Origin of the sequence: Ferriphaselus amnicola, from assembly GCF_000974685.2 — a bacterium.
GTDB lineage: Bacteria > Pseudomonadota > Gammaproteobacteria > Burkholderiales > Gallionellaceae > Ferriphaselus > Ferriphaselus amnicola.
This window is the reverse complement of the sequence record NZ_AP018738.1, coordinates 631,435-653,432: the sequence shown is the minus strand read 5'-3', so window position 1 is coordinate 653,432 and position 21,998 is coordinate 631,435. Positions and strand designations below refer to the sequence as shown.

Genomic DNA, 21,998 nt, shown 5'->3' with positions numbered 1-21,998 from the left:
TTCGGAGATGGCGAATCGGGATGCCTTGAAAGAAACACCGAAGCACAATCAGCCGCCCATCGGCGCCCCCCTCGTTGCCCGTGGCATGAGCATCAATCGCAGTTCCGAAACTCATGGCTATCATCTCGATGCCGCGATGGTCAGCCGATCACTTTCTTCACCACTTCTAGTAGTTTTGATGGGTCGAAAGGTTTGACCAACCAACCCGTTGCTCCAGCCGCTTTACCTTGCATCTTCATTGCATCACTGGACTCAGTGGTCAGCATCAAAATCGGCACGGTGCGATAGTTCGGCATCGAGCGCAGAGTGCGGATCAGTGTCAACCCATCCATGATCGGCATGTTCTGGTCAGTCAGCACAAGATCCACTGTCTTCATCTTCGCCTTATTCAAACCATCCTGCCCATCCGCAGCTTCGATCACGTCATACCCCGCACTTTTCAGGGTGAACGCCACCATCTGGCGAATGGAGCTGGAGTCATCAACACTTAGTACCGTCTTTGCCATGGCTATCTCCCACTAAAATAAATCAAAACAACTCAATATCGCCGGTGTCCATCTTTTGCTGGTTCACCGATTTGCTGATGATAGTACGACTGTGCTTGGAAAGCAGATCATCGATCTCGCTTTTCATCTGTTCAGTCTGCTGACGAGAAGGAACCTCTCCTCGGCTTGACTCACGTGCCCAACTGCCCAATTTAATCCATGCCTCTTGCATCGTATCGACGCGATCACGTGAGTGTTGCAATAACTGATTAACCATATCCTGGAACTGCAACGAAGTGACTGCGCGCCCGACCACTACATCAACCTCTCGTGAGATGGTTTGTTGCTGCTCGATTACGTGTGCCATCCCTGCATTCATTTTCTGAACATTGCCCAGAGTCAGCTCTAGTTGGTTCTTGGACTTGACGGCGAAATCCATATCTAAGGTCGCCATCAGCGTAATGGCGTGCTCGGCATCCGCGATCGCATCATGCACTTGATTCACATTGGCTCGAATCTGCTGGCTAAAATGTCCTGCCCGCCCAGATAGTTTGCGCACCTCATCGGCCACGACAGCGAAGCCTCGTCCAGCCTCGCCCGCACGCGCGGCTTCAATCGCGGCGTTCAGTGCGAGCAAGTTGGTCTGTTTGGAAATACCATCAATCTCTCCCAGCACGTTAAGAATACCCCGCACCTGAAGACTGACCGCATCCATCTTGTCCACCAACTCCATACCAACCTTGCTGTTATTGATAATGCTACCGACCAACTGTTTAAGGGTATTGGAGGTGTCGTCCAGAAAGCTTTCCATGGTTGTATCGCCAACTTGATTGCTCTGGGACTGTGTGACCGATATGGCTGCATCTCGCTGACTCTGAATCAATTGCTGCATCCCGCCAAAACTCTCCATCAGCTTACCAATCGCATCTGCCAGCAACACCTGAACCTGACTCATATCATCATTGGCACTCGAGAACTGGTTGGCAAATTGTGGATAGGTCTGCATCAGCACATTTTCGACAGCGCTCTCTCGAACGCTGTCGTGGCCGGCCTCAACCACCGAGTTCCGACTCCCGCCAGAAACCAGCATGATGAAAGCTGCGGCCAGTGTGATGACCGCATTGAGCACCACGGCCATATCCCCTAAACCCAGTGAGGCGATCCCCCAGTGCAGCAACAATGCAACCGCACCTAGCCCGAGCAGCACCCCAACACTATTTTTGCGTTTTTGCTGTTCCATGATGACTACCTCATATACTGGAGTAACCCAGCAACTCCTTGATGTCCAGAATCAACACGATTTCCCCTTCGCTCGACATGGTAACACCTGCTACACCTTTCGGACGGAAGGTATCCAGAGACTTGATGACTACATCGTCGTGCCCTGCAAAGCCGTCTGCGGACAGAATAAAGCTGTTCCCCCCCATCTGCATCAGTACGCCGACTTCGGGCTGTCCGTTGTCTTCCCAGCCAACCAAACGAGCTAGAGACATGACTGGTAGCACTTCACCGCGTACCACTAGAGTCGCCTTGCCCGCCACTTGCTGAATTTGATCTGGCATGATGGACAAGATTTCGCGCACCATCGATAGCGGTACCGCAAAGGGCTGATCACACAGGCGTAACAGCAACACCGGCAAAATCGCCAAAGTAAGCGGTAGCGCAATGGTGAACACGGAACCTTTGCCCGCTTCGGATTCGATGGTGATGGAACCATTCAGTCGCTGGATATTAGTTTTCACCACATCCATGCCCACGCCGCGACCAGACACGCTGGATATCTGATCCTTAGTGGAGAAGCCCGGCAGGAAAATCAACTCTAGGCTTTGAGTATCATCCAAACCATTGGCCTGCTCCACGCTGATCAGGCCTTTTTCCACAGCTTTACCCCGAATTACATCAGGGCGCATCCCTTTACCGTCATCCTGAATGGTAATCAGAATATGATCACCCTCTTGGCGTGCGCCAAGATTCACCATACTCTTCGTCGGCTTACCCACTGCAGTACGTTGCGCGGTGTCTTCGACACCATGATCGACGGCATTACGGATCAAGTGCACCAACGGATCATTGAGGTCTTCGATCATGGTCTTGTCGATTTCAGTTTCCTCTCCGGTCAGCACCAGCTCGACATCTTTACCCAACTGTCGCGCCAGATCGCGCGCCAAGCGTGGATATTTTTTGAACAAACGACCGATTGGCTGCATCCGCGTTTTCATCACTGCATTTTGCAGATTCACCACTAGCATATCCAACTGGCTGACCGCCTCGTCCAACGCCTTCAAGGTGCCAGGGTCTGAGCGGCCTTGCAAAATATCACTGCGTAGATGGGTGAGCCGATTCTTGGTCAGACCAATCTCACCGGAAAGATTAAGCACTTGATCCAAGCGATCCGTATCGACACGGATCGTATTGTCTTTTGCGGCATCGCCGTCACGACGCGCCGCAGCTGGGGTAGGCACCCCCCCAGGTACATCTGTAGTGCGACGACCGAATGCACTTGATTTTAGTTTTGCCTCATCTATCGCAGGGGCAGGGGCAGTCGTTGACTCAGCCGCGACGGGAGTGGGACCACTCGCAACCTCAGGCTCGGTCCCTGTAACGGCATGAAACAAACCGTCCCAATCCAATCCAGATGGCACAGGTGCCGACTGAGTAGCGGCGACTGAAGTCGCTTTCGCGGACACAGCCTTAACACTCTCAACGTCCTCGCCATTGAGGGCCGCTTGCAGGGCTGCAATCAACTCAGGAGGGGCTGCTTTTGGCTGAATGCTTTGTCCTAACACATCGAACATCCCTCGCACCTCGCCGGTTGCTGCCATGATGGCATCCATTAGGCCAGCGCTCATATCCAGCTCACCGTTGCGCAACTTATCAAACAGATTCTCTGTCAAGTGGCACAAAGTCACTAACTCCGTAGCATTAAGAAATCCTGCTCCTCCCTTGATGGTATGGAATCCGCGAAAAATATCATTGAGCAGGCGGTGGTCGCTGGGGGATTTTTCCAACTCCACCAGTTTGCCGTCCACATCGGACAACATTTCGGAGGCTTCCGTGAGAAAGTCCTGTAGCAACTCTTCCATGCCTGCAAAGTCGTTCATTTTAGAACCCCAAGCTATCCAGCAAATCGTCCACCTGATCCTGACTGGTGACCACATCGGTACGACCAGCAGGTTTTATAACAGGGCCATTGAGCAGCCCCGAATCCACTTTCAGTGCCGTAGCCGGAGCGTTCTGCACCAACAAGGTGACCAGTTGCTGCTCCAGCTGTTGCGTCACCTCCATGATCTTTTTGATGACTTGGCCAGTCAGATCCTGAAAATCTTGCGCCATCATGATTTCACGCAGATACGCGCTCGTCTGCTTGGTTTGCTTGGGCACCTCAATCAGGTAGGCATGGGTCTGTGTTGCCAAACTCTTGAATTGCTCTTGCGTCAACTGCTGGTCGAATAGCATCTGCCACTGCGCTGCCAGTCGATGCGCCTCATCCTCGATCTTGTTTACCACTGGCTGCGCAGCCTCAGTTGCGTTCAGCACACGTTCCGCCGCCTGCTCGGTCATCGCTGCGACATAGTTGAGGCGATCTCGTGCATCAGGAATGGCAGCTGCCGCCTTTTCCAGATTCTTGTCAAAACCTAGCTCGCGCAGACTGTCGTGGAGAGCACGCGTCATCTGACCGATCTGATTGATGACATTGTTATCCATTACCGGCTGATCGGCAGGATTGTCCTGAGCGTTAGTCGGGGCTTCGTCCTCATGGGTCGCTGACACGATGCTATCGAACAGCGCTTCCAAATCATCTGAATCTTGAGTGGCACTCATTTTGGCCTCACTTTTGTGGCATTTTTTCAAAAATCTTCTTCAGCTTTTCATCCAGTGTCGCAGCCGTGAACGGCTTAACGACATAACCGGAAGCGCCGGCTTGTGCTGCTTCGATAATGTTTTCGCGCTTGGCCTCGGCAGTCACCATCAACACTGGCAAATGCTTCAGGGCAGGGTCTTTTCGGATATTTTTCAGTAAGTCGATACCCGTCATGTTGGGCATATTCCAATCAGACACTACAAAATCGAAGCCCCCTGCACGGAGTTTATTCAAGGCATCCACGCCATCCTCTGCTTCTTGGACATTAGCGAATCCTAACTCCTTCAGCAGGTTGCGAACGATACGGCGCATGGTCGAAAAATCGTCCACCACCAAAAATTTCATATTCGTATCAACCACGATTGTTCTCCTTGTTACAACTTGTCATACCAGCAACGGGCGCAAGGTCTCCGCCAGCGCTCCGCCATCAAATTTAGGTACGTAGTAATCCACACCGACCCGTCTGCCCATCGCCCGATTCGCATCCGAAGATAGCGACGAATGCATCACTACCGGAATGCCATCAAAACGGCGATCTGATTTGATGTTTTGGGTCAACACATAACCATCCATTTCTGGCATTTCGGCATCCGCCAATACCACCTGAATCTGGTCGTGCAAACGTACCCCACTGCTTTCTGCACCATCCGCCAAGGTCTTCAGACGCTCCCATGCTTCCAGCCCGTTATGTGCCTGAATGCTCTTGACGCCCATCTTATCTAGCAGTTCCGCTATTTTCTTTCTTGCCACGCCCGAGTCATCCACGAAAAAGACACACATTTCATGGCCATTCTCGACCCGCTCAACAGAGCCCACCACCGCCTCACCAAATGCAGTCGCCAAAATCTGCTCCACATCTAGGATGGACACCAGTTTGCCATCGGGCAACTCCGTGATGGCTGTGATCAAGTTAGCATTGTTGGACAGCATGCCCTCGGTCGCACGGACCTTGTCCCAATCCACACGAATAATGTGTTCGACGTGATGCACTAAGAAACCCAAGATATGACGGCTGTACTCGGCCACCATCATGGTGCGCTGCTCACTCGCGATCGTTCCATCAAAACCGAGGAAGCTCGCTAGATTGAGCACGGGGATGATATGCCCACGCAAGCTGACGATCCCATCCACACCGTGCGGCATGTTCGGCGTGCGGGTGATTTTCATGGCGCGACACACTTCCTTCACCTTGAATACATTGATCCCAAACAACTCCTGAGATCCAAGAGAAAACAACAGAATCTCCATCTTATTGGAGCCAGCCAAGTTAGTTCGCGCATCTACTCGATCAAGCAGACTGCCGTTCCCCCCCCCCAGCGCTGAATCGGATGGTGACGAAGTGGAAGATAAGTCATCGTACATAGCATCTATCCTTTCAGGTCAACAGACGAGTCAGGGTCTGCGATAGTTTTTGCGGCTCGAATTTAGGTACATACTCATCCACACCGACTGCCTTTCCCAACTGCTGATTAGACATACTGGATAAGGACGAATGCATCAGCACTGGGATACCGATAAACCTTTTATCCTCCTTAATTTTGCGAGTCAGCATATAGCCATCCATTTCAGGCATCTCGACATCAGTCAGAATCAGCTGAATCATTTCTCGCAACGGAGTGTGGGATGCGTCCGCATAATCGGCCATGCGCTGCAACTCCTGCCAAGCCTGCCGTCCATTGACAGCCGAAATATGGCGAACTTGCATCGCATCCAGCGTGCGCTCAATTTGCTTGCGGGCTACAGCAGAATCATCAGCAAAGAACACCGTACGCCCTGAAACAGAGAGTGGCTTGACACTCTTAAACATGAATTCGTCATCGAAGTGCCCTGTTTCAGCGAGGACTTTTTCTACGTCCATCATCATCACCAGTTTGCCATCAGGAAGTTCGGTCACCGCAGTGACCAAACCGCCCATTTTGGCTGACAACATCGCCGGCGGCACTCTCATCGACGACCAGTCCAATCGCAGAATGGTATCCACCGCTTCGACCAAGAAGCCTTGAGTGTGGCCGTTGTACTCAGTAATGATCATGATCTCCGGCCTAGCCCCAGTCTGTATGCCTGCATATCTTGCCAAATCAATGACTGGCACCAGCACGCCACGCAAACTCACCATACCCTCAACTGCGCTAGGCATCTCAGGTGCGTGAGTAATTGGGGGCACCCGCATCACCTCTCGCACCTTGAACACATTGATGCCGAACACTTCGCGACGTTCAGTTTGGCTATTCTTGCCCAACGTGAACATCAGAATCTCCAGCTTATTGGTTCCCGCCAACTTGGTACGAGCATCGATATTTCTAAGTAGTTCGGACATGACGCCCTCCGTTACACTTTGAATCGGCTGACTGATGCCTGCAATTCGCTCGCCAGTTGCTCTAAGCGTTGAATGTCTTGCTCAGTATGCTCAATTGCAGCATGGTTCTCTTCCGTCATCTGAGCGATGCTCTCGACATGGCGCGCAATGTCATTGCTGGCCTTGCTCTGCTCGCTCACTGACGCGGTAATGTCACTCACTCCGTTGCTGGCACGCTCGACCGAATCTCCTGCATCCGCCAGCACAGCAGATACTTTACCGATATGTTGTTGAGTGGACTGTATCGACCGCAGGCCAGCTTCAATTGCATGCTCGACACGCTCCGACTGCTCACTCAACGCCAAGGTTGTCTGATCAATCTCATTCGCGGAATGCGCTGACTTCTCTGCCAGCTTGCGCACCTCATCTGCAACTACGGCGAATCCTCGCCCCTGCTCACCCGCCCGAGCCGCTTCAATAGCTGCATTCAAGGCCAACAGATTTGTTTGATCAGCAATATCTTTAACTTGCTGGGTCATCCCGGAGATGGTGTTGGCACTGACAATGAATGCCTTCACTGACTGCGCGATCTGGTTGACGGCCTGCTCGATGTGCATCACCTCGTCGATCATCTGAGCAGCACGCTCATTCCCCTCGCGCGTACGCGCCAAGCTTTGCTGCGAAAGACGGTGCACTTCAGCTGCGCTCTCTGCTACCGAGTTGATACTGACAGTCACTTCTTCTACTGCGGCCGCGGTAGAGGCAGCCGACTCACTCTGAGCCTGAGAACTCTGAGTAATTTGCAAAGATGCTGAAGATATCTGCTGAGCAGAAGCCGCCACATTGGAAGAGCCACTCACCACCATTGCAACACTTTGAGCAAAACTCTCCAACAAGGTATTTACCGCCGCTCCTGCTCTGCCTATCTCGTCGCCACTGCGCACTCGAACTCGGCGGGTCAGATCACCATCGGCGGCTGTATTGCCCAACACCGTGCACATTTCATTAGCAGGCCCAGACACGCTGCGATTGATGTTCCACGACAATATAAAGCCAATTAGCGAACCTATCACCAGCATCAGAATAATCGCCATACGCTGAGTTTCATGCGCGTGATCGTTTTTCTCATAAACTTGCTTTGCGGCACTAACCTGCATATTCATCAAGTTAAGCATGCTTGCATGTACCGCTGGATACAGCGATCTAACTTTTTCATCCAAAATACTACGTACTTTGGCGAAGTCACCTACTTTGGCTGCCTCTTTTGCTGGAATGATTGCCTCATTCAAATAACGACTGCGATCTTGATCTACTTTTTCAACTAAAGCTTTTTCATCATCAGAGAGATTTCTCGCTACAAAAGTAGCCCAAAGCTCCTTACTATCACTTAAATTATGCTCAATGGTTTGTACGTACTTGTCACGCTCATCAGGATGCAGTAGCAAGCCATTAACCATTGCACGATTCTCTGCCACTCGCCGCTCCAGCACCGCCAACTGACTTAAGGGAACCGCTCTGCTTTGATACAGCTCTTTGATAGCAGAATTACTTTTTTCCGCCATCACCAAACCTTGCACTGCCAAAACCACAGCAAGTAGCTGTAAAGTAAATGACATCAGATAAAGTCGATTCTTGATGCTCAAATTGTTCAACATATTACACTCCTACTCTGCTCTAAACCTTGAAGTGGCCGACCACCTGCTTTAGGTCAATCGCCAGTTGTTCGACATCCTTAATTGCTTGCACCGTGCGCAAAATGACATTGTTATTACTACCCGCCATCGCAGCGATGTGGTCAACGTTCTCGCTAATATGGCGACTAGCTACTTTCTGTTGATTGACTGACGTGGAAATCTCTTCCACTCCTGCATTTACCTTACTCACGGAATCATTCGACTGTGCCAATACATCGGCAACCGTTCCCATATGGCTTCGACTAGTTTTCAAGGACTGCAGGCCATTGGCAATGCTGACCTCCACCTGATCACTCTGCCCGCCTAGATCGCGAGTCACCACATCAATCTGACTCGCCGATTGGGCCGATTTTTCGGCCAACTTACGCACCTCATCTGCTACCACAGCAAAGCCTCTCCCTTGCTCACCGGCGCGCGCAGCCTCAATGGCGGCGTTCAGCGCCAGCAGATTGGTTTGCTCGGCGATGTCACGCACCTCTTTAGTCATATTGGTAATGGTTTGTGTGCTCTTTACAAAAGCCGCAACGGAACCCGCCATAAGTTTGACCGCAACCTCAACATGCTCAATTTCCGCCATCAACTCTTGCAAGCTCTTCTGCCCACTTTCCGCTTGTTGCAGACTCTCCAAAGACAGGAGGTGTACATTGCTCGAAGTATCTGCAACCAATCCGATACTACTGCTCATGGTATCCACTTCGTGCGCCGTATCGAGAGCTGCATCACTTTGTCGTTGCGAACTAGTTGCCACCATGTCTGCATTACTAGCCAATGCAGAAGCCGAACTTGAAACCTGCCCGGCATAACCATGTACTTGGCTGACAATACTTTGAAAGCTTTTCGCCAGTTCGTTGAAGGCCCTCCCCATTTGACCAACCTCATCATTACTACGCACAACTACTCGCAATGACAAATCACCTGCGCGCTGCATCTGCTGCATGACGTTCTTCAATTCACGGGTGGGAGCTGTTACTTGCTTGATGATGCCGCCAATCACAAAAAACAGCATGACCTGCAATACAACTTGCCCCGCCCATAGCGACATTTCCAAGCTTTTTAACTCAGCAAAAGCATCCTTTAGACCGATGCGAACACTAACCGCACCATTGATCGTGCCCTCATTACCCGCATGACACTCTAGGCAATTGACACCGTGATAATCGTGCTGCGATAAAAATGGAAACACCACGCGCATGGAAGGGGCACTTCCGGGCGAAAACTCCACTAATTCCTTGCCAGTACTTAACACCTGCCTTTCCAACTCATCTTTCGCCTGTTCATCCGGCAAACCTGGACCATACTGATCTATCAATGGCTTACCACGAAAGATGCGCAACTCATCCAATCCCTGAGTCGCGGCCATTCTCTTAACTAGGCCGACACGCTGCTCTTTATCGCTGATCAGACCAGAAACCATCATTGTATTTAGGCTATTGAACAATGCTTTAGCAGCGATTTCGGCTCTACTCTTCGCATCATGCTCAATGTTGGCCTCAAAGTGGCCGACCATCCAATTCTGCGCAAACACCAGAATAACCATCAGAATCACCTGAATTGGTATCTGCAATTTATTCTTAAGGGAAAGAGAACTCCACCAGCTATTCATGATCATTATTCTCGCTGTAAATAAGCATTGCCAAGCAACACTCCGTAGACCATCTAACGACAAACCCGCCTAATTCTTTAACATCCTAGGACGAGGTGCGCCTGGCATCTGGCTCACCTCCTCTTGAATCGTCAACTCGATCTCACTACTCCCTGCCTCTATCTCGACAGTGCCGCCATCATGGCGAGCCGCCTCTTCCGCCTTTTTATTCATCACGATTATGCTAATACGGCGATTGATCGGATTTTGAGGGTCATCCTTATCAAAGGGCACAGCCGAGGCCAAGCCAACGACGCGCACAATCTTGTCTTCACTCATTCCGCCGTTGATCAGCTCGCGGCGGGAGGCATTGGCGCGATCCGCTGATAACTCCCAGTTACTGTAGCCTTTGTCACCCATCGAATAGGCCTGCGCATCGGTATGACCGGACAGACTGACCATATTCGGCACTTCGTTTAGTGTCTTACCGATTTCGCGCAAAATATCGCGGGTATAGGGCTCAAGTTGCGCACGACCTGACTGAAACATAGGCCGATTCTTCTCGTCCACAATCTGCACCCTCAAACCTTCACTAGTTAGGTCGAGCAGAATCTGGCTCTTAAACTTCTTTAGCTTTTCATTAGCATCAACGGCCTGCTCGATATTCGCCTTCAATTGCTGAAGTGTGGCCATTTCCTTAGCTTGCTGTAAGCGCTTGAATTCCTCGTTGGTGGCCTTCAAATTGACGGTGCGCTTCTTGCTGTCCACATCGCCTTCTTTGACTTGGCCAGTAGAGCGAGTCAGATCTTTACCGCCACCCTTGATGACACTGGAACTGTCTCCACTACCAGAACCACCTTCCAGTGCGACTTTCAGGGGAGTCTTGAAATATTCAGAAATCCCGTTCAAGTCCCCCTTTGCTGTTGAGCCTAAAAGCCACATCAGCAGAAAGAACGCCATCATCGCAGTCACGAAGTCAGCGTATGCAATCTTCCAAGCGCCACCGTGGTGCCCCCCAGCGACCTTCTTGATACGCTTGACCACAATGGGTCGTTTATCGTCCCCTGCCATACCCTTGCTCCGCCGTAATTATTATTTGCCGATCAGCGTTTGGTTTTGACGTGCTCTTCCAGCTCAGCGAAGCCTGGACGCTCTGTGGAATTCAATACTTTGCGACCAAACTCAACCGCCATCGCCGGCGCATATCCGTTCAGATTAGCCAGCAAAGTTACTTTGATGGTCTGAAACATTTTGGTGGACTCATCTGCCTTTTGCTCTAACACAGAAGAAAGTGGGCCGACGAAACCATAAGCTAGCAAGATACCAAGAAAGGTCCCCACCAACGCGTGAGCAATCAACATCCCCAACTCTGCCGGAGGCGCCCCTACCGACTCCATGGTATGCACAACCCCCATAACCGCCGCCACGATACCAAAAGCCGGCATACCGTCACCGAGCTTGGCAATGGTGTGCGCGGGAACCAACTCTTCGTGATGATGGGTCTCAATCTCAACATCCATTAGATTTTCGATTTCCATGGCGTTGAGGTTGCCGCTGACCATGATGCGGAGATAATCGGTGATGAATTCAACTAGGTGATGATCAGACTGAATTTTGGGGTACTTAGAGAACAACGGGCTTTCGTCTGGCTTTTCGACATCACCTTCAATAGACATCAGACCTTCTTTGCGAATTTTCCCAAGCAATTCATAGAGTAGCGCCATCAGCTCCATGTATGTATCTTTAGTGTATTTCGCCCCCTTGAACACCAAGGGCAGTCCCTTGACTGTGGCTTTAACCGCCTTAGGTGTATTACCCACAAAGAAGGCACCTAGCGCACCTCCTCCAATCATCAATAATTCAAGTGGCTGAAAGAGTGCCGCTAAATGACCACCCGCCATCGCAAATCCGCCGAACACACTCCCCAGAACTACCACATACCCGATAATTACAAACATAACCGCCCCCTGCTTATCGTTTCTGTCTCACTGGCTAGCAAATTATCACCAGCCCGCTAAACTCAATCACCCAATTAACCGGATTTATTCTTACTTGTTCTTCCGTTGCCCCCAAGCCCGCCAAGAAGAAAGCCGTTACCACTCAAAACTTATATCGGTGGTAACGGCCAATGGGGTGAAAACTTTAGGGGATTCTCCTAGCCTGCATCAGACAACCAAAGCCAGTTCTTCAGCAGCTTTTTTGGTCTTGCCAGCACGAGAAGGTGGGCGACATATCCCACAGGTATAGTGACCACAGAGCTCATTCGTATGTACAACGAAGTTGCCGCCACATTCGACACAAGTCGTAAGCTGCAACATGTCGGCCTCAAAGAAGCGAATCAGGAACCACGCACGAGTAACACTCAGCACCGCATCTCCGCCGCTGAAGCCAATCTGCTCCAAATACAAGCGGTAGGCCTTAATCAGCGCCTCAACCCCTTTTATTCCAGCATTTTTTAGCAAGAACTGATGAATGCCGATGAACAACGACGAGTGAATGTTTGGCTGCCAACTCATAAACCAATCAGTCGAGTAGGGCAGCATACCTTTGGATGGGGATACGCCCTTCACTTCTTTGTATAGTTTAAGCAAGCGCTCACGGCTCAGTGCAGTCTCTTCCTGCAAAAGTTGCAAGCGGGCGCCCAGTTCGATCAACTCCACCGCAATATGAATCTCGCGCGCCTCTGTGACTACACTCTTGTTTCGCATGACACCCTCCAGACAGATGATGAATGAATCAGGCTGCCAGAGCCTCGACTGGACGTCCAGCCATCAGAATGGCTGCGTGCGCTTGCGACATCATCCTATCCTTGTTGTAGTCAGTCACCATATTCAACAACACATTCTCGTCCAAGCGGAAGCAGCACAGCAGCATATTAGCTGACGCCATCTTCAACAGCTGAGCCGGAGTCAATCCAGAGATAAGATCAGCAGTCTCTTCGCTGACACCCAAGCGAAAGATCGCAGATGCCTTATCTTCCTGAATCATTTGCTGAGCCAGCAACATGTAGGAAAGATTTGTTTCCTTAATTTCTTCGTGCAGTTGATGAGCGTTCATTTTCGTCCCCTTGGAAGTTGAACAACGTCTTTATCGACGACTGCATTCTGCGGGACGTGCATGTAGGAAAAAATCAGAGGGCTTCTGTATTTTTTGTAGTCAATGTTCCTACATGAAAGAAGGGAAGACTCCCTCATTATGGAGCAAGTCCATGAATTAGAAGAGGAAGCCTTCAAAGAACACGAATTTGCAAGGGGACAAACTCATGCTTACGACTGATGTATCGGCACCCACAAATAAAACTTTAGTGTTTTTTTAAAAAATTTAATCGTTTTTTTCGTTAGCTCAAATTCAACCAAAAATGTGCAGAATGGATCAACGGAACAATAATGCACTCCAGTGCCAGCTCGCCCAAGCCATCCCTATAAGCAACAATGCACCAACATAATACGGCCAGCGCTGTTTCTTTTCGGCAAAGGGATCAACCATATGCAGAGCTGAAGCGCCTTCTGGCAGTCTAGCCAAGCCAGTCAGTGACGTTCCAAACGGGATATTGATTCGAGCGCGCGCATTCACTGCCCAGCCATTGGCATCCAGCAGCGGCCCAAGATTGCGCTGTTTCAACTTGAACCAAGCAATCAGCATAGAAGGTCCTGACACTGCCAGCAATGCTCCAATCAACACCAGTGGCATCTGCCACCAGCGTAGGTCGAGCAAGCCCGTCAGCACCGAGGCTAGCGCCGTCCCCAACGCCCCCACCGCCAAGCCAATGGCCGCAAAAATACCGGCAAATTTACCCACATCGAACGGAGGAGGTGGAGCCTTGGGCGCTTCAGCAGGAGCCTTCCCAGCCTCAAGCGCTGAGGTCACCAACTTGGTTTCTGCCGCCTGAGAGCGAGCGGCAGCAAACTTCTGCAACTGCTCACCAATCATTTTCCCAGCACGCTTGTATGGTGACCAGAACGCCTGACGTATGCTAATCGGATGCTCTAGGATGCGGATGATGGTTGCATTCCAGTCCTGCCCCTTGCGGTCGTAGAAGATACCATTGCGCCCAACCATCAACTGATCCGAGTCGCCAGCAGTAAAAGCGGCGGCGATGGTCTGTTTAGCCGAGCCATTCACACACTCACAATAGACCAGACAGACACGACTCAGATTTGCCAGCGTGGAGTGCTTACCGGCATCATCAACCTTGATGCACAACTCGCAACTCCGACCATCCAAGTACAATGTCCCCGCCTGAAACACCGCTTTATCCACACCGGTGTAAAAATTACGGAAAGAGACAAAGTTATTGACCAACGCCCCCAAGTCGCGCACATAGTGAACCAGCCTATCCACCGAAGCGATCGCCTCAACTTCGGAGGCCAGCGCCGTATCCTGCGCAATCAGTTCAAGTAAAGCAAGCTCGTGGCCACCGCTCAGCACCATGCGCAAATGAGCCGAACCCAACGCTTCCACTTGCGTCTCTGGCTTATCTGCCAACCAGCCTTCGTAAGCAGCAAAACGACCAGAAATGTCAGCCCATTCCTCCGCACTTAACTGATCACGATTGCCCAATAGCGGCAACACGACTTGTTCGCGAAAGGCAACGATAGCGGCTGACCACGCTGGATTGATTCCGTTGCGCAACGGCAAGGATTGTCCCGCAGCCACCAAAGCCAAAGGAAATGCCGCCACCTCACTCGCCCCTGCACTCAACTCTTTCCCCGCCAGCTGCTGATAATCTTCGATAGATCGGCTCAGAGGCAGCGCTGCTCGCGCATCGTAAGCCGCCATCTGGCAACGAGTGAAGTAATCATCAACCTTGGTACGCACTGCCCGCCAAGCAGTGGCCGCCAACTGCGTATCTTCCTTTAGGCACAAGATGGCCTGATCTTGCTCAGCACGCAGACTCCACGTATCGAACTCCCTCGCTTGATCGAAGAAACGCTCAACCAGATCCTTGGTAACCCCCTTCTCTCCACCCGCATCGGTAACGGAGCCCAAACTAGCGATGATGCTTTCCAGCACGCTCTTCGTCACGGCATCTTCCACTGCAGCGGGGGCGATGATGCCGTCGCCATTAAAACGCAGTCCAGCCATCAGCCTTGCTGTATCGGTGGTGTCAGCCGCACTGACCGAGTCCGCTTCGGGTTTGCCTAGGCTAACGAGAATATGGCGAGCTGCCGCCAATAATTTGGCACCTTCATCCGTTGCCTCGTTGATCGCCACCAGCGGCAGTGTCGCCGACCCTTTGGCTAGCAGATCGCAATCTTTCAACAGCCTAGCTGCCCAATTCACCGCCGAGATGACTTCGGGTGCGCGCACATGCCCGTCATTATCGGAGTCGATCAGATCGAGCGTATGCGCATCAAATTCGATACCGCGTGTCGGGCAGCTCAATGCCACCCAAAGTTTCTGATCAAGATCGCCCAGCGCCAGCAAATCAGCACCGGTATCAATACGCACCTGATCGAAACCGCCTGCGCGAAAGAAACGCCATTCATGTGCCTTGCGATTCATGCCCTTATCCCTCGATTAATTGGTGATTGATTCTATCAGGGAATTATTTTTGCAGCTTGTTGTCTGACCGAGCCTCAGACACCAACCGTGCTACCATCGGTGCCATGAAACACTGGATCAGAATCCTACTCATCTGCCTGTTTGCCCTGCTACAAAGCGTGGCTCCCTTGGCACATGCACATATCAATGGCGACCACGCCAATGGCAGCGTCCATGCAGTAGAGTTGGAACACGCACTGTTCGGCGAACTCAACTTTGCTGAGCCAGCGTTCAGTACGCCAGACTCCCCTTCGATTGGAATGCCACATGAGTTACAGCGTGAGATTTCGCTAGACTTATGCGGCACTGCTTTATTTTCACCGACACCGCCCCCCGAGGCGAGCCGCCTCCTGTATCTCATTGGCGGGAATCACCACGCTCTACTCAATACCTCAGTAACTCCCTACGAAATACCTTTTTCGCACGCCCCTCCTGCATTAGCATAAGCACCCACCATGTGCGAGCCACCCGCTCGCACCGTCTAACTGTATCATGGAGTATCGCAATGAAGGTTTCCTATCTCACCGGATTGAGTTTGCTGGCGCTATCCACATTGGCTTTAGCCAATGACGAACTGATCTTATCTGCCAAGCAGATCACTACTTTAGGTATTCGCAGCGAAACCCTACCCACCAAACAAGCGGGTGAAGTTTCGGGACTGCCCGCTCAAGTCGTCGTCCCAGGCGGACAGTTGTTCATTATCAGCACCCCTCTACCTGCGATGGTCGAACAGACCTTGGTCGGCGTGGGCGACAGTGTCAAGCAGGGGCAGTTACTAGCCAAATTACAAAGTCCAGCGCTAGCAGAAGCCCAGCGTGGCTTACTGCAAACGAGCACGCAAGCGCAACTCGCCAAAGAAAACCTCAGTCGCGACGAGCAACTCTGGAAGGATGGCATCATCTCGGAAAGCCGCTACCGCACCACGCGCGGCTTGCAGATCGAAGCCGCCGCCGCATTAGCTGAACGCAAGCAGATGCTTCGTCTGTCTGGCATGTCGGAGGGCGCGATCAGCCAACTCCAATCTGGCAAAGCCTTGAGTAGCCTGCTGTCGATCACCTCACCGATAGACGGCGTCATTTTGGAAAAAAACGTCAGCGCAGGTCAACGTCTGGATGCTGCGGTGCCTATCCTAAAAGTTGCTCGACTGAATCCACTGGCGCTGGAAATCCAAGCTCCGCTGGCACACACATCCAAGCTGCAAATAGGCGCACTGGTGACCATCCCAAAATTCCAAGCCAGCGGTAAGCTTATTGCCGTCGGACGCAATTTGAGCGGCAACAATCAAACCATCCTGTTGCGCGCCGAGATTAACAAAGGCACAGAGAATCTACGCCCTGGTCAGTTCGTCGAAGCCAGCGTTGCCGTTTCTGGCAATCAGGCACAATGGAACCTGCCGAATAGCGCGCTGGCACGTGTCGCTGGAAAAACACTGATTTTCGTCACTTCCGAAAAGGGCTTTCGCCCCGTCAACGTCAGCGTGATGAACGAAGGTGCACAAACCAGCATGATCAGCGCCACCCTCAAGGGCGATGAGAAAGTCGTGGTTCATGGCGTCTCCTCGCTCAAAGCCCAAATGATGGGCATCGGCGGAGGCGAGTGATGCTGTCCAAACTCGTCGAATTCGCCCTCACCCAGCGATTGCTGGTACTGGTGCTCACCCTGCTCGTCATCGGTGCGGGGATCATCTCCTTCCGCGAGCTGCCCATTGACGCGTTTCCCGACGTTTCCACCACGCAGGTAAAACTCATCATGAAGGCGCCGGGCATGACGCCAGAGGAAGTCGAGGCACGCATCGTTGCGCCGATCGAACTAGAGATGCTGGGCATCCCCAATCAGCGCATCATGCGCTCGATCTCCAAGTACGCCATCGCCGACATCACCCTGAACTTCACCGATGGCACCGACATTTATTGGGCGCGGCAGCAAGTTGCGGAGCGCCTGAACAACGTGCTGCGCGATCTGCCCGCTGGGGTCGGTGGCGGCTTAGCGCCGATCACCACGCCACTGGGCGAAATGTTCATGTTTACCGTCGAGGGCGACAACTACACGCTGGAGCAGCGCCGCAGCGTGCTCGACTGGGTGATCCGCCCTGCCCTGCGCACTTTGCCGGGAGTCGCCGATGTCAATTCGCTGGGCGGCATGGCTCGTACCTTTGAGGTCATGCCCGACCATCTGGCACTGGCCGCTCGCGGCCTGACCATGGTGCAGTTGCAACAAGCATTGGAGATGAACAACCGAAACGACGGCGCAGGCCGCTTGACCGATGGCGACGAAGCGCTGCTGGTCCGAGCCGAAGGCAGCATCAAAACGCTAGACGACGTACGCAACATCGTCATCGCCAGCACCAATGGCAGCCCGACGCGCATCAGTGACGTAGCCGAAGTACGCATCGGCGCACTCACCCGCTACGGCACGGTCACCATGAACGGACAAGGAGAAGCGGTCGAAGGCTTAGTACTCGGCCTGCGTGGTGCCAATGCGCAGAAAGTGGTGGAAGGCGTGCATGACAAGCTGGCAGAACTCGCACCTAGCCTACCGCCAGGCATGACCACGAAGACGTTCTATGATCGCGGCAGTTTGGTTGAACGCGCCGTCGGCACGGTCTCCAAAGCCCTGACCGAAGCCATCGTGCTAGTCGTCATCTTGCTGGTGTTGTTCCTCGGCAACTTGCGCGCTGCGCTGGTGGTCGCGCTGGCACTTCCGCTGGCTGTGCTGATCACGTTCATCTTGATGCAGCAGTTCGGCATGTCGGCCAACCTGATGTCGCTGGGCGGATTGGCGATCGCCATCGGGATGCTGGTCGATGGCGCCGTGGTGGTGGTCGAAAACATCATCAATCATCTCGCCAATACGCGCCGCCATTTGCCGCACCTGCACGTCATCTACCGCGCAGTAAAAGAGGTCATCACGCCGGTAGCGGCGGGCGTCGCCATCATCATCATCGTGTTCCTGCCTTTGATGACGCTAGAAGGGCTGGAAGGCAAGCTGTTCATTCCAGTGGCGCTGACTATCGTATTCGCATTGGCAGCCTCTTTGATCCTGTCGCTCACCATCGTGCCGACGCTCGCCTCCTACCTGCTCAAGACCGCCAGCCATGACGAACCTTGGCTGGTGCGCAAATCGCTGGCGATCTACGAACCCATGCTCAAGCTGGCGCTGGAAAACGAACGCAAGGTGCTGATCACTGCCGTGGCCTCGCTGGTGCTTACTGCTGGCGTTTACACCCTGATCGGCAAGACCTTCATGCCAGAAATGGATGAAGGTGATCTGGTGATGCAGACCGCCAAGCTGCCCTCCATCAGCCTAGCTCAGACCGCCGACATCGACGAGCGCATCCAACGCGCCATCATCAAGGCCGTGCCTGAAGTACGCCAGATCATCTCGCGCGCCGGAGCCGACGAGCTCGGCCTTGATCCGATGGGACTGAATGAGGCCGACAACTTCATCGTGCTCGCCCCGCGTGAAGAATGGCGCAGCCCGAACAAGACTGCCATCATCGACGAGATCCGCAAGGTGATGGACGACTTTCCAGGTATCGAATACAGCTTCACCCAGCCCATCGCAATGCGCGTTTCCGAAATGCTCACCGGCTCGCGCGGCGACGTGACGGTGAAGATATTCGGTACCGACATCACCAAACTTAACGCTATGGCTGAGCAAATGGTGAAACTGCTCGAAGGCATTCAGGGCAGTGAAGATGTCTATACCGTCAAAAACAGCGGCGTGCAGTATTACCGCGTGGTGGTCGATCGGCTCGCTGCCGGTCGTTTCGGGCTGTCGGTGGATGAGATCAGCAATGCCCTGCGCGCCCAAGTTGAGGGCCAACGTGTCGGCACAGTGATCGAGGAAGGTCGCCGCACGCCGCTGCTGATCCGAGGCGAACCCGATGTACAGCAATCTCCAGCGCTGTTTTCCGCACTTACGTTACCGCTAGCCAACGGCCAGAGCGTACCGTTGTCGGTGGTGGCGCATATCGAGCGTAGCGACGGACCAGTCAGCGTCAACCGCGAGAACGGCACGCGCATGGTGGTGATCCAAACCAATGTACGTGACCGCGATCTGGTCGGTTTTGTCGATGAAGCCAAGGCTGCGGTCGCCCAGCAAATGAAACTCACGACCGGTTACAGCCTCACTTGGGGCGGACAGTTCGAGAACCAACAACGCGCTGCTGCTCGTTTGGCCGTAGTCGTGCCAGTCGCGCTCGGTCTGATCTTCATGCTGTTATTCGCCACCTTCGGTTCGGTGCGTCAAGCCGTGCTGGTGTTGACCAACATCCCATTCGCCTTGATCGGTGGTGTATTCGCCCTGTGGATATCGCGTGAGTATCTGTCGGTGCCCGCCTCGGTCGGCTTCATCGCCCTGCTCGGTATCGCCGTACTCAACGGGGTGGTGATGGTGAGTTATTTCAATCAGCTTTATGCCCAAGGCATGAGTTTGGCAGAGGTTATTCGTGAAGGTGCGAAACGCCGTCTGCGTCCGGTGCTGATGACGGCCAGTATCACTGCCTTCGGCCTACTGCCGCTTCTGTTCGCTCACGGCCCTGGCTCGGAAATTCAGAAACCGCTGGCTATCGTTGTCACCGGCGGCTTGATCAGTTCGACTCTGCTCACACTCATCATGCTGCCCATTCTATATCGCCGCTACGGCATTAAGATCGTGGAGAGTAAAAAGTGAGAAAACCACTCGATTGTTTGTTAACACTGGTTTGCCACCAGTCGATGGAGGAGCTCTTGGTCAGTTTGCTTTTGGAACACCCCGAGCTCGTCTCAGGCTTTTCCGTGCGCCACATCGAGGGCGGCAGCCAAAAAGAGATTCTGCACAGCATGCTGGAGCAAGTGCGTGGCCGCTCACGCCGTGTGGAGCTCTGCTCAGTGATGAACCTAGAGGATGCACACGAATTGATCGCCCACCTGAAGGCGACTGCATCCAACCCAGAAGTGGCCTATTGGATCACGCCGGTGATTGAATTCGGGAGACTCGCTTGAAACCTATCGTCTTAGCATTAGCCCTAGCATTCGCCGCGCCTATTATGGCTGAAGAGATTTCCTACCCCGACCTACCGCCTCCAGCGCAGGCCGAAGCGGCGATCAGTCGCAGCATCACTGTGCTGACCGCCGAAAGCGGCATCAAGTTCGAGCAAAGCAATCGCCGTCGTTGGAGTAGCGGCAATTACGAATTCAACGTGCGTGCAGGATCAGCACAGCGACGCATCGCCAGTACCGGCCAAGCCTTGAAGGAATGGGATGTAGCCATCGAGCGTCCTGTTCGCCTGCCCAACAAGATGCTGATCGATCAAGAGATCGGGGCAGAAGGCGTGCAGCGTGCCGAATTTACGCTCGGTGATGCGCGCCATGAAGCTGGTCGCCTCCTGTTACGTCTCTGGTTCACTTGGCAGCGAGAGCAGGCACAAGTCGCGCAATGGCAACAACAAGAATTGACGCTACAACGCTTGGCTGCGATGACGGAAAAACGTGTGAAAGCCGGAGACGCGCCCAAGATGGAGCATAACCAAGCGCTCGCCGCAGCCGCACAAGCAGGCGTATCGAGGCGTCAAGCCCTGATGCGCGCACAGCTAGCGGCCAACGAAATCGTGCGCCAATTCCCCGGGCTCGAATTACCTGAAAACGTACCTCGCAGTACGCCTCAAGCCATCCAAAATGATTTCACCTACTGGAAAGATCAAGTGTTCCAGCACAACCACGAATTGGGCATGGTGCGATCCGACCGGCATTTGCAGCAGTTATTGGCGCAACGCAGCCGAGCTGACCGCATTCCTGACCCGACCGTTGGCATGCGTTATTCCAGCGAAATGGCCGGTAACGAAAAGGTCACCGGTGTGTATGTATCCGTGCCGCTTTCTTTCGGATTGCGCAGCGCTCAAGCCGAGGGCATGCAACATCAAGCCGAGATCGCTACCAACCGCGAAGCGTTTGTGCAGCGACGCCTCGAAGGCGATGTTTATGCTACACATACCCAAGCAGTCAGTAGCTTCACGACTTGGCAACAAGCTGCTGATGCAGGTAACAGCATCCGGCAAAATGCAGAACTGGTCGCCCGAGCTTACGCACTGGGAGAGAGCAGCCTGTCAGATACACTCACCGCCCGCCGCATCGCACTGGAATCCACCTTAGCCGAAGCCACCGCACAACTAGATGCCAACGAAGCCCGTTACCGGTTGCTGCTCGACGCTCATCAACTCTGGCCGCTAGATAGCGACGAAGATGTCACCCACGACCACTATTGAGATGAGCACGTTGAACTGGGTCGGCAGCGCCGCTGCCACCTTGACCACCGTTGCTTTCGTACCGCAAGTCTGGCAAGTTTGGCGCACCCGCCATACTCAGGACATCTCGCTGGGCATGTATGCCACGTTCACATGCGGCGTGGCGATGTGGCTGGCCTATGGACTACTGCTCGGCGCTTGGCCGATCATCATTGCCAACTTGATCACTCTGCTCCTTGCCGGTGCGGTGTTGGTGATGAAACTAAGATTTGGCTGAGCCTCTGTGCAACAATGGTTAAGCATGGGATGCGT

General features: G+C 53.1%; 20 protein-coding genes. 6 read left to right on the top strand and 14 right to left on the bottom strand.

What is annotated here, in order from left to right:
• Positions 1 to 140: 140 nt before the first annotated feature.
• The 14 genes from OYT1_RS03090 to OYT1_RS03025 form a co-directional block, all read right to left on the bottom strand.
• Positions 141 to 506 (bottom strand): response regulator, encoded by a 366-nt coding sequence (locus tag OYT1_RS03090; protein ID WP_062625385.1) that lies wholly within the window; start codon positions 504 to 506, stop codon positions 141 to 143.
• A 22-nt stretch (positions 507 to 528) separates the two neighbouring features.
• Complete coding sequence (locus tag OYT1_RS13950) at positions 529 to 1,725, bottom strand: methyl-accepting chemotaxis protein (protein WP_062625386.1); 1,197 nt, start codon at positions 1,723 to 1,725, stop codon at positions 529 to 531.
• Positions 1,726 to 1,735: 10 nt separating this feature from the next.
• Positions 1,736 to 3,586: a chemotaxis protein CheA gene (locus OYT1_RS03080; protein ID WP_062625387.1), complete on the bottom strand. Its 1,851-nt coding sequence runs from the start codon at positions 3,584 to 3,586 to the stop codon at positions 1,736 to 1,738.
• 1 nt (position 3,587) lies between these two features.
• Positions 3,588 to 4,307: a protein phosphatase CheZ gene (gene cheZ, locus OYT1_RS03075; RefSeq protein WP_062625388.1), complete on the bottom strand. Its 720-nt coding sequence runs from the start codon at positions 4,305 to 4,307 to the stop codon at positions 3,588 to 3,590.
• A 7-nt stretch (positions 4,308 to 4,314) separates the two neighbouring features.
• Positions 4,315 to 4,692 carry a chemotaxis response regulator CheY gene (cheY, locus tag OYT1_RS03070; protein WP_408608784.1) on the bottom strand — a complete coding sequence of 126 codons (378 nt, stop codon included), beginning with the start codon at positions 4,690 to 4,692 and terminating at the stop codon, positions 4,315 to 4,317.
• A gap of 39 nt (positions 4,693 to 4,731) precedes the next feature.
• Entirely contained in the window at positions 4,732 to 5,595 is an 864-nt protein-coding gene (locus OYT1_RS03065) for a chemotaxis protein (protein WP_084611876.1), read from the bottom strand.
• 127 nt (positions 5,596 to 5,722) lie between these two features.
• The gene (locus OYT1_RS03060; protein WP_062625391.1) at positions 5,723 to 6,664 is read right to left on the bottom strand and encodes a chemotaxis protein; all 942 of its coding nucleotides are present in this window, start codon (positions 6,662 to 6,664) and stop codon (positions 5,723 to 5,725) included.
• A gap of 11 nt (positions 6,665 to 6,675) precedes the next feature.
• Complete coding sequence (locus OYT1_RS03055; RefSeq protein WP_062625392.1) at positions 6,676 to 8,298, bottom strand: methyl-accepting chemotaxis protein; 1,623 nt, start codon at positions 8,296 to 8,298, stop codon at positions 6,676 to 6,678.
• A gap of 19 nt (positions 8,299 to 8,317) precedes the next feature.
• Positions 8,318 to 9,940, bottom strand: coding sequence for a methyl-accepting chemotaxis protein (locus OYT1_RS03050; RefSeq protein ID WP_062625864.1), 1,623 nt, complete (start codon positions 9,938 to 9,940; stop codon positions 8,318 to 8,320).
• Between the two features lie 69 nt (positions 9,941 to 10,009).
• Positions 10,010 to 10,990, bottom strand: a complete 981-nt coding sequence (gene motB, locus OYT1_RS03045) for a flagellar motor protein MotB (protein WP_062625393.1) — start codon at positions 10,988 to 10,990, stop codon at positions 10,010 to 10,012.
• Between the two features lie 32 nt (positions 10,991 to 11,022).
• Positions 11,023 to 11,877, bottom strand: a complete 855-nt coding sequence (gene motA / locus OYT1_RS03040; RefSeq protein WP_062625394.1) for a flagellar motor stator protein MotA — start codon at positions 11,875 to 11,877, stop codon at positions 11,023 to 11,025.
• Positions 11,878 to 12,084: 207 nt separating this feature from the next.
• The gene (gene flhC / locus OYT1_RS03035; protein ID WP_062625395.1) at positions 12,085 to 12,627 is read right to left on the bottom strand and encodes a flagellar transcriptional regulator FlhC; all 543 of its coding nucleotides are present in this window, start codon (positions 12,625 to 12,627) and stop codon (positions 12,085 to 12,087) included.
• Positions 12,628 to 12,655: 28 nt separating this feature from the next.
• The gene (flhD, locus tag OYT1_RS03030; RefSeq protein WP_062625396.1) at positions 12,656 to 12,976 is read right to left on the bottom strand and encodes a flagellar transcriptional regulator FlhD; all 321 of its coding nucleotides are present in this window, start codon (positions 12,974 to 12,976) and stop codon (positions 12,656 to 12,658) included.
• A 315-nt stretch (positions 12,977 to 13,291) separates the two neighbouring features.
• Entirely contained in the window at positions 13,292 to 15,424 is a 2,133-nt protein-coding gene (locus OYT1_RS03025) for a hypothetical protein (protein WP_062625397.1), read from the bottom strand.
• A gap of 104 nt (positions 15,425 to 15,528) precedes the next feature.
• On the opposite strand from OYT1_RS03025, the gene OYT1_RS13540 reads away from it, so the two are divergent.
• Genes OYT1_RS13540 through OYT1_RS03000 form a run of 6 tightly spaced genes read left to right on the top strand, consistent with a single transcriptional unit; the run spans position 15,529 to position 21,963 of the window.
• Positions 15,529 to 15,909: a hypothetical protein gene (locus OYT1_RS13540; RefSeq protein WP_145983661.1), complete on the top strand. Its 381-nt coding sequence runs from the start codon at positions 15,529 to 15,531 to the stop codon at positions 15,907 to 15,909.
• Between the two features lie 59 nt (positions 15,910 to 15,968).
• Complete coding sequence (locus OYT1_RS03020) at positions 15,969 to 17,063, top strand: efflux RND transporter periplasmic adaptor subunit (protein ID WP_062625398.1); 1,095 nt, start codon at positions 15,969 to 15,971, stop codon at positions 17,061 to 17,063.
• Positions 17,063 to 20,137 carry an efflux RND transporter permease subunit gene (locus OYT1_RS03015; RefSeq protein ID WP_062625399.1) on the top strand — a complete coding sequence of 1,025 codons (3,075 nt, stop codon included), beginning with the start codon at positions 17,063 to 17,065 and terminating at the stop codon, positions 20,135 to 20,137. The genes OYT1_RS03020 and OYT1_RS03015 overlap by 1 nt, the downstream gene beginning before the upstream one ends.
• Entirely contained in the window at positions 20,134 to 20,448 is a 315-nt protein-coding gene (locus OYT1_RS03010) for a DUF3240 family protein (RefSeq protein WP_232013216.1), read from the top strand. The genes OYT1_RS03015 and OYT1_RS03010 overlap by 4 nt, the downstream gene beginning before the upstream one ends.
• On the top strand, positions 20,445 to 21,707 hold the full coding sequence (locus tag OYT1_RS03005) for a TolC family protein (RefSeq protein ID WP_232013215.1): 1,263 nt from the start codon (positions 20,445 to 20,447) through the stop codon (positions 21,705 to 21,707). The genes OYT1_RS03010 and OYT1_RS03005 overlap by 4 nt, the downstream gene beginning before the upstream one ends.
• Positions 21,685 to 21,963: a SemiSWEET transporter gene (locus OYT1_RS03000; RefSeq protein WP_408608780.1), complete on the top strand. Its 279-nt coding sequence runs from the start codon at positions 21,685 to 21,687 to the stop codon at positions 21,961 to 21,963. The genes OYT1_RS03005 and OYT1_RS03000 overlap by 23 nt, the downstream gene beginning before the upstream one ends.
• The last annotated feature ends 35 nt before the right edge of the window (positions 21,964 to 21,998 follow it).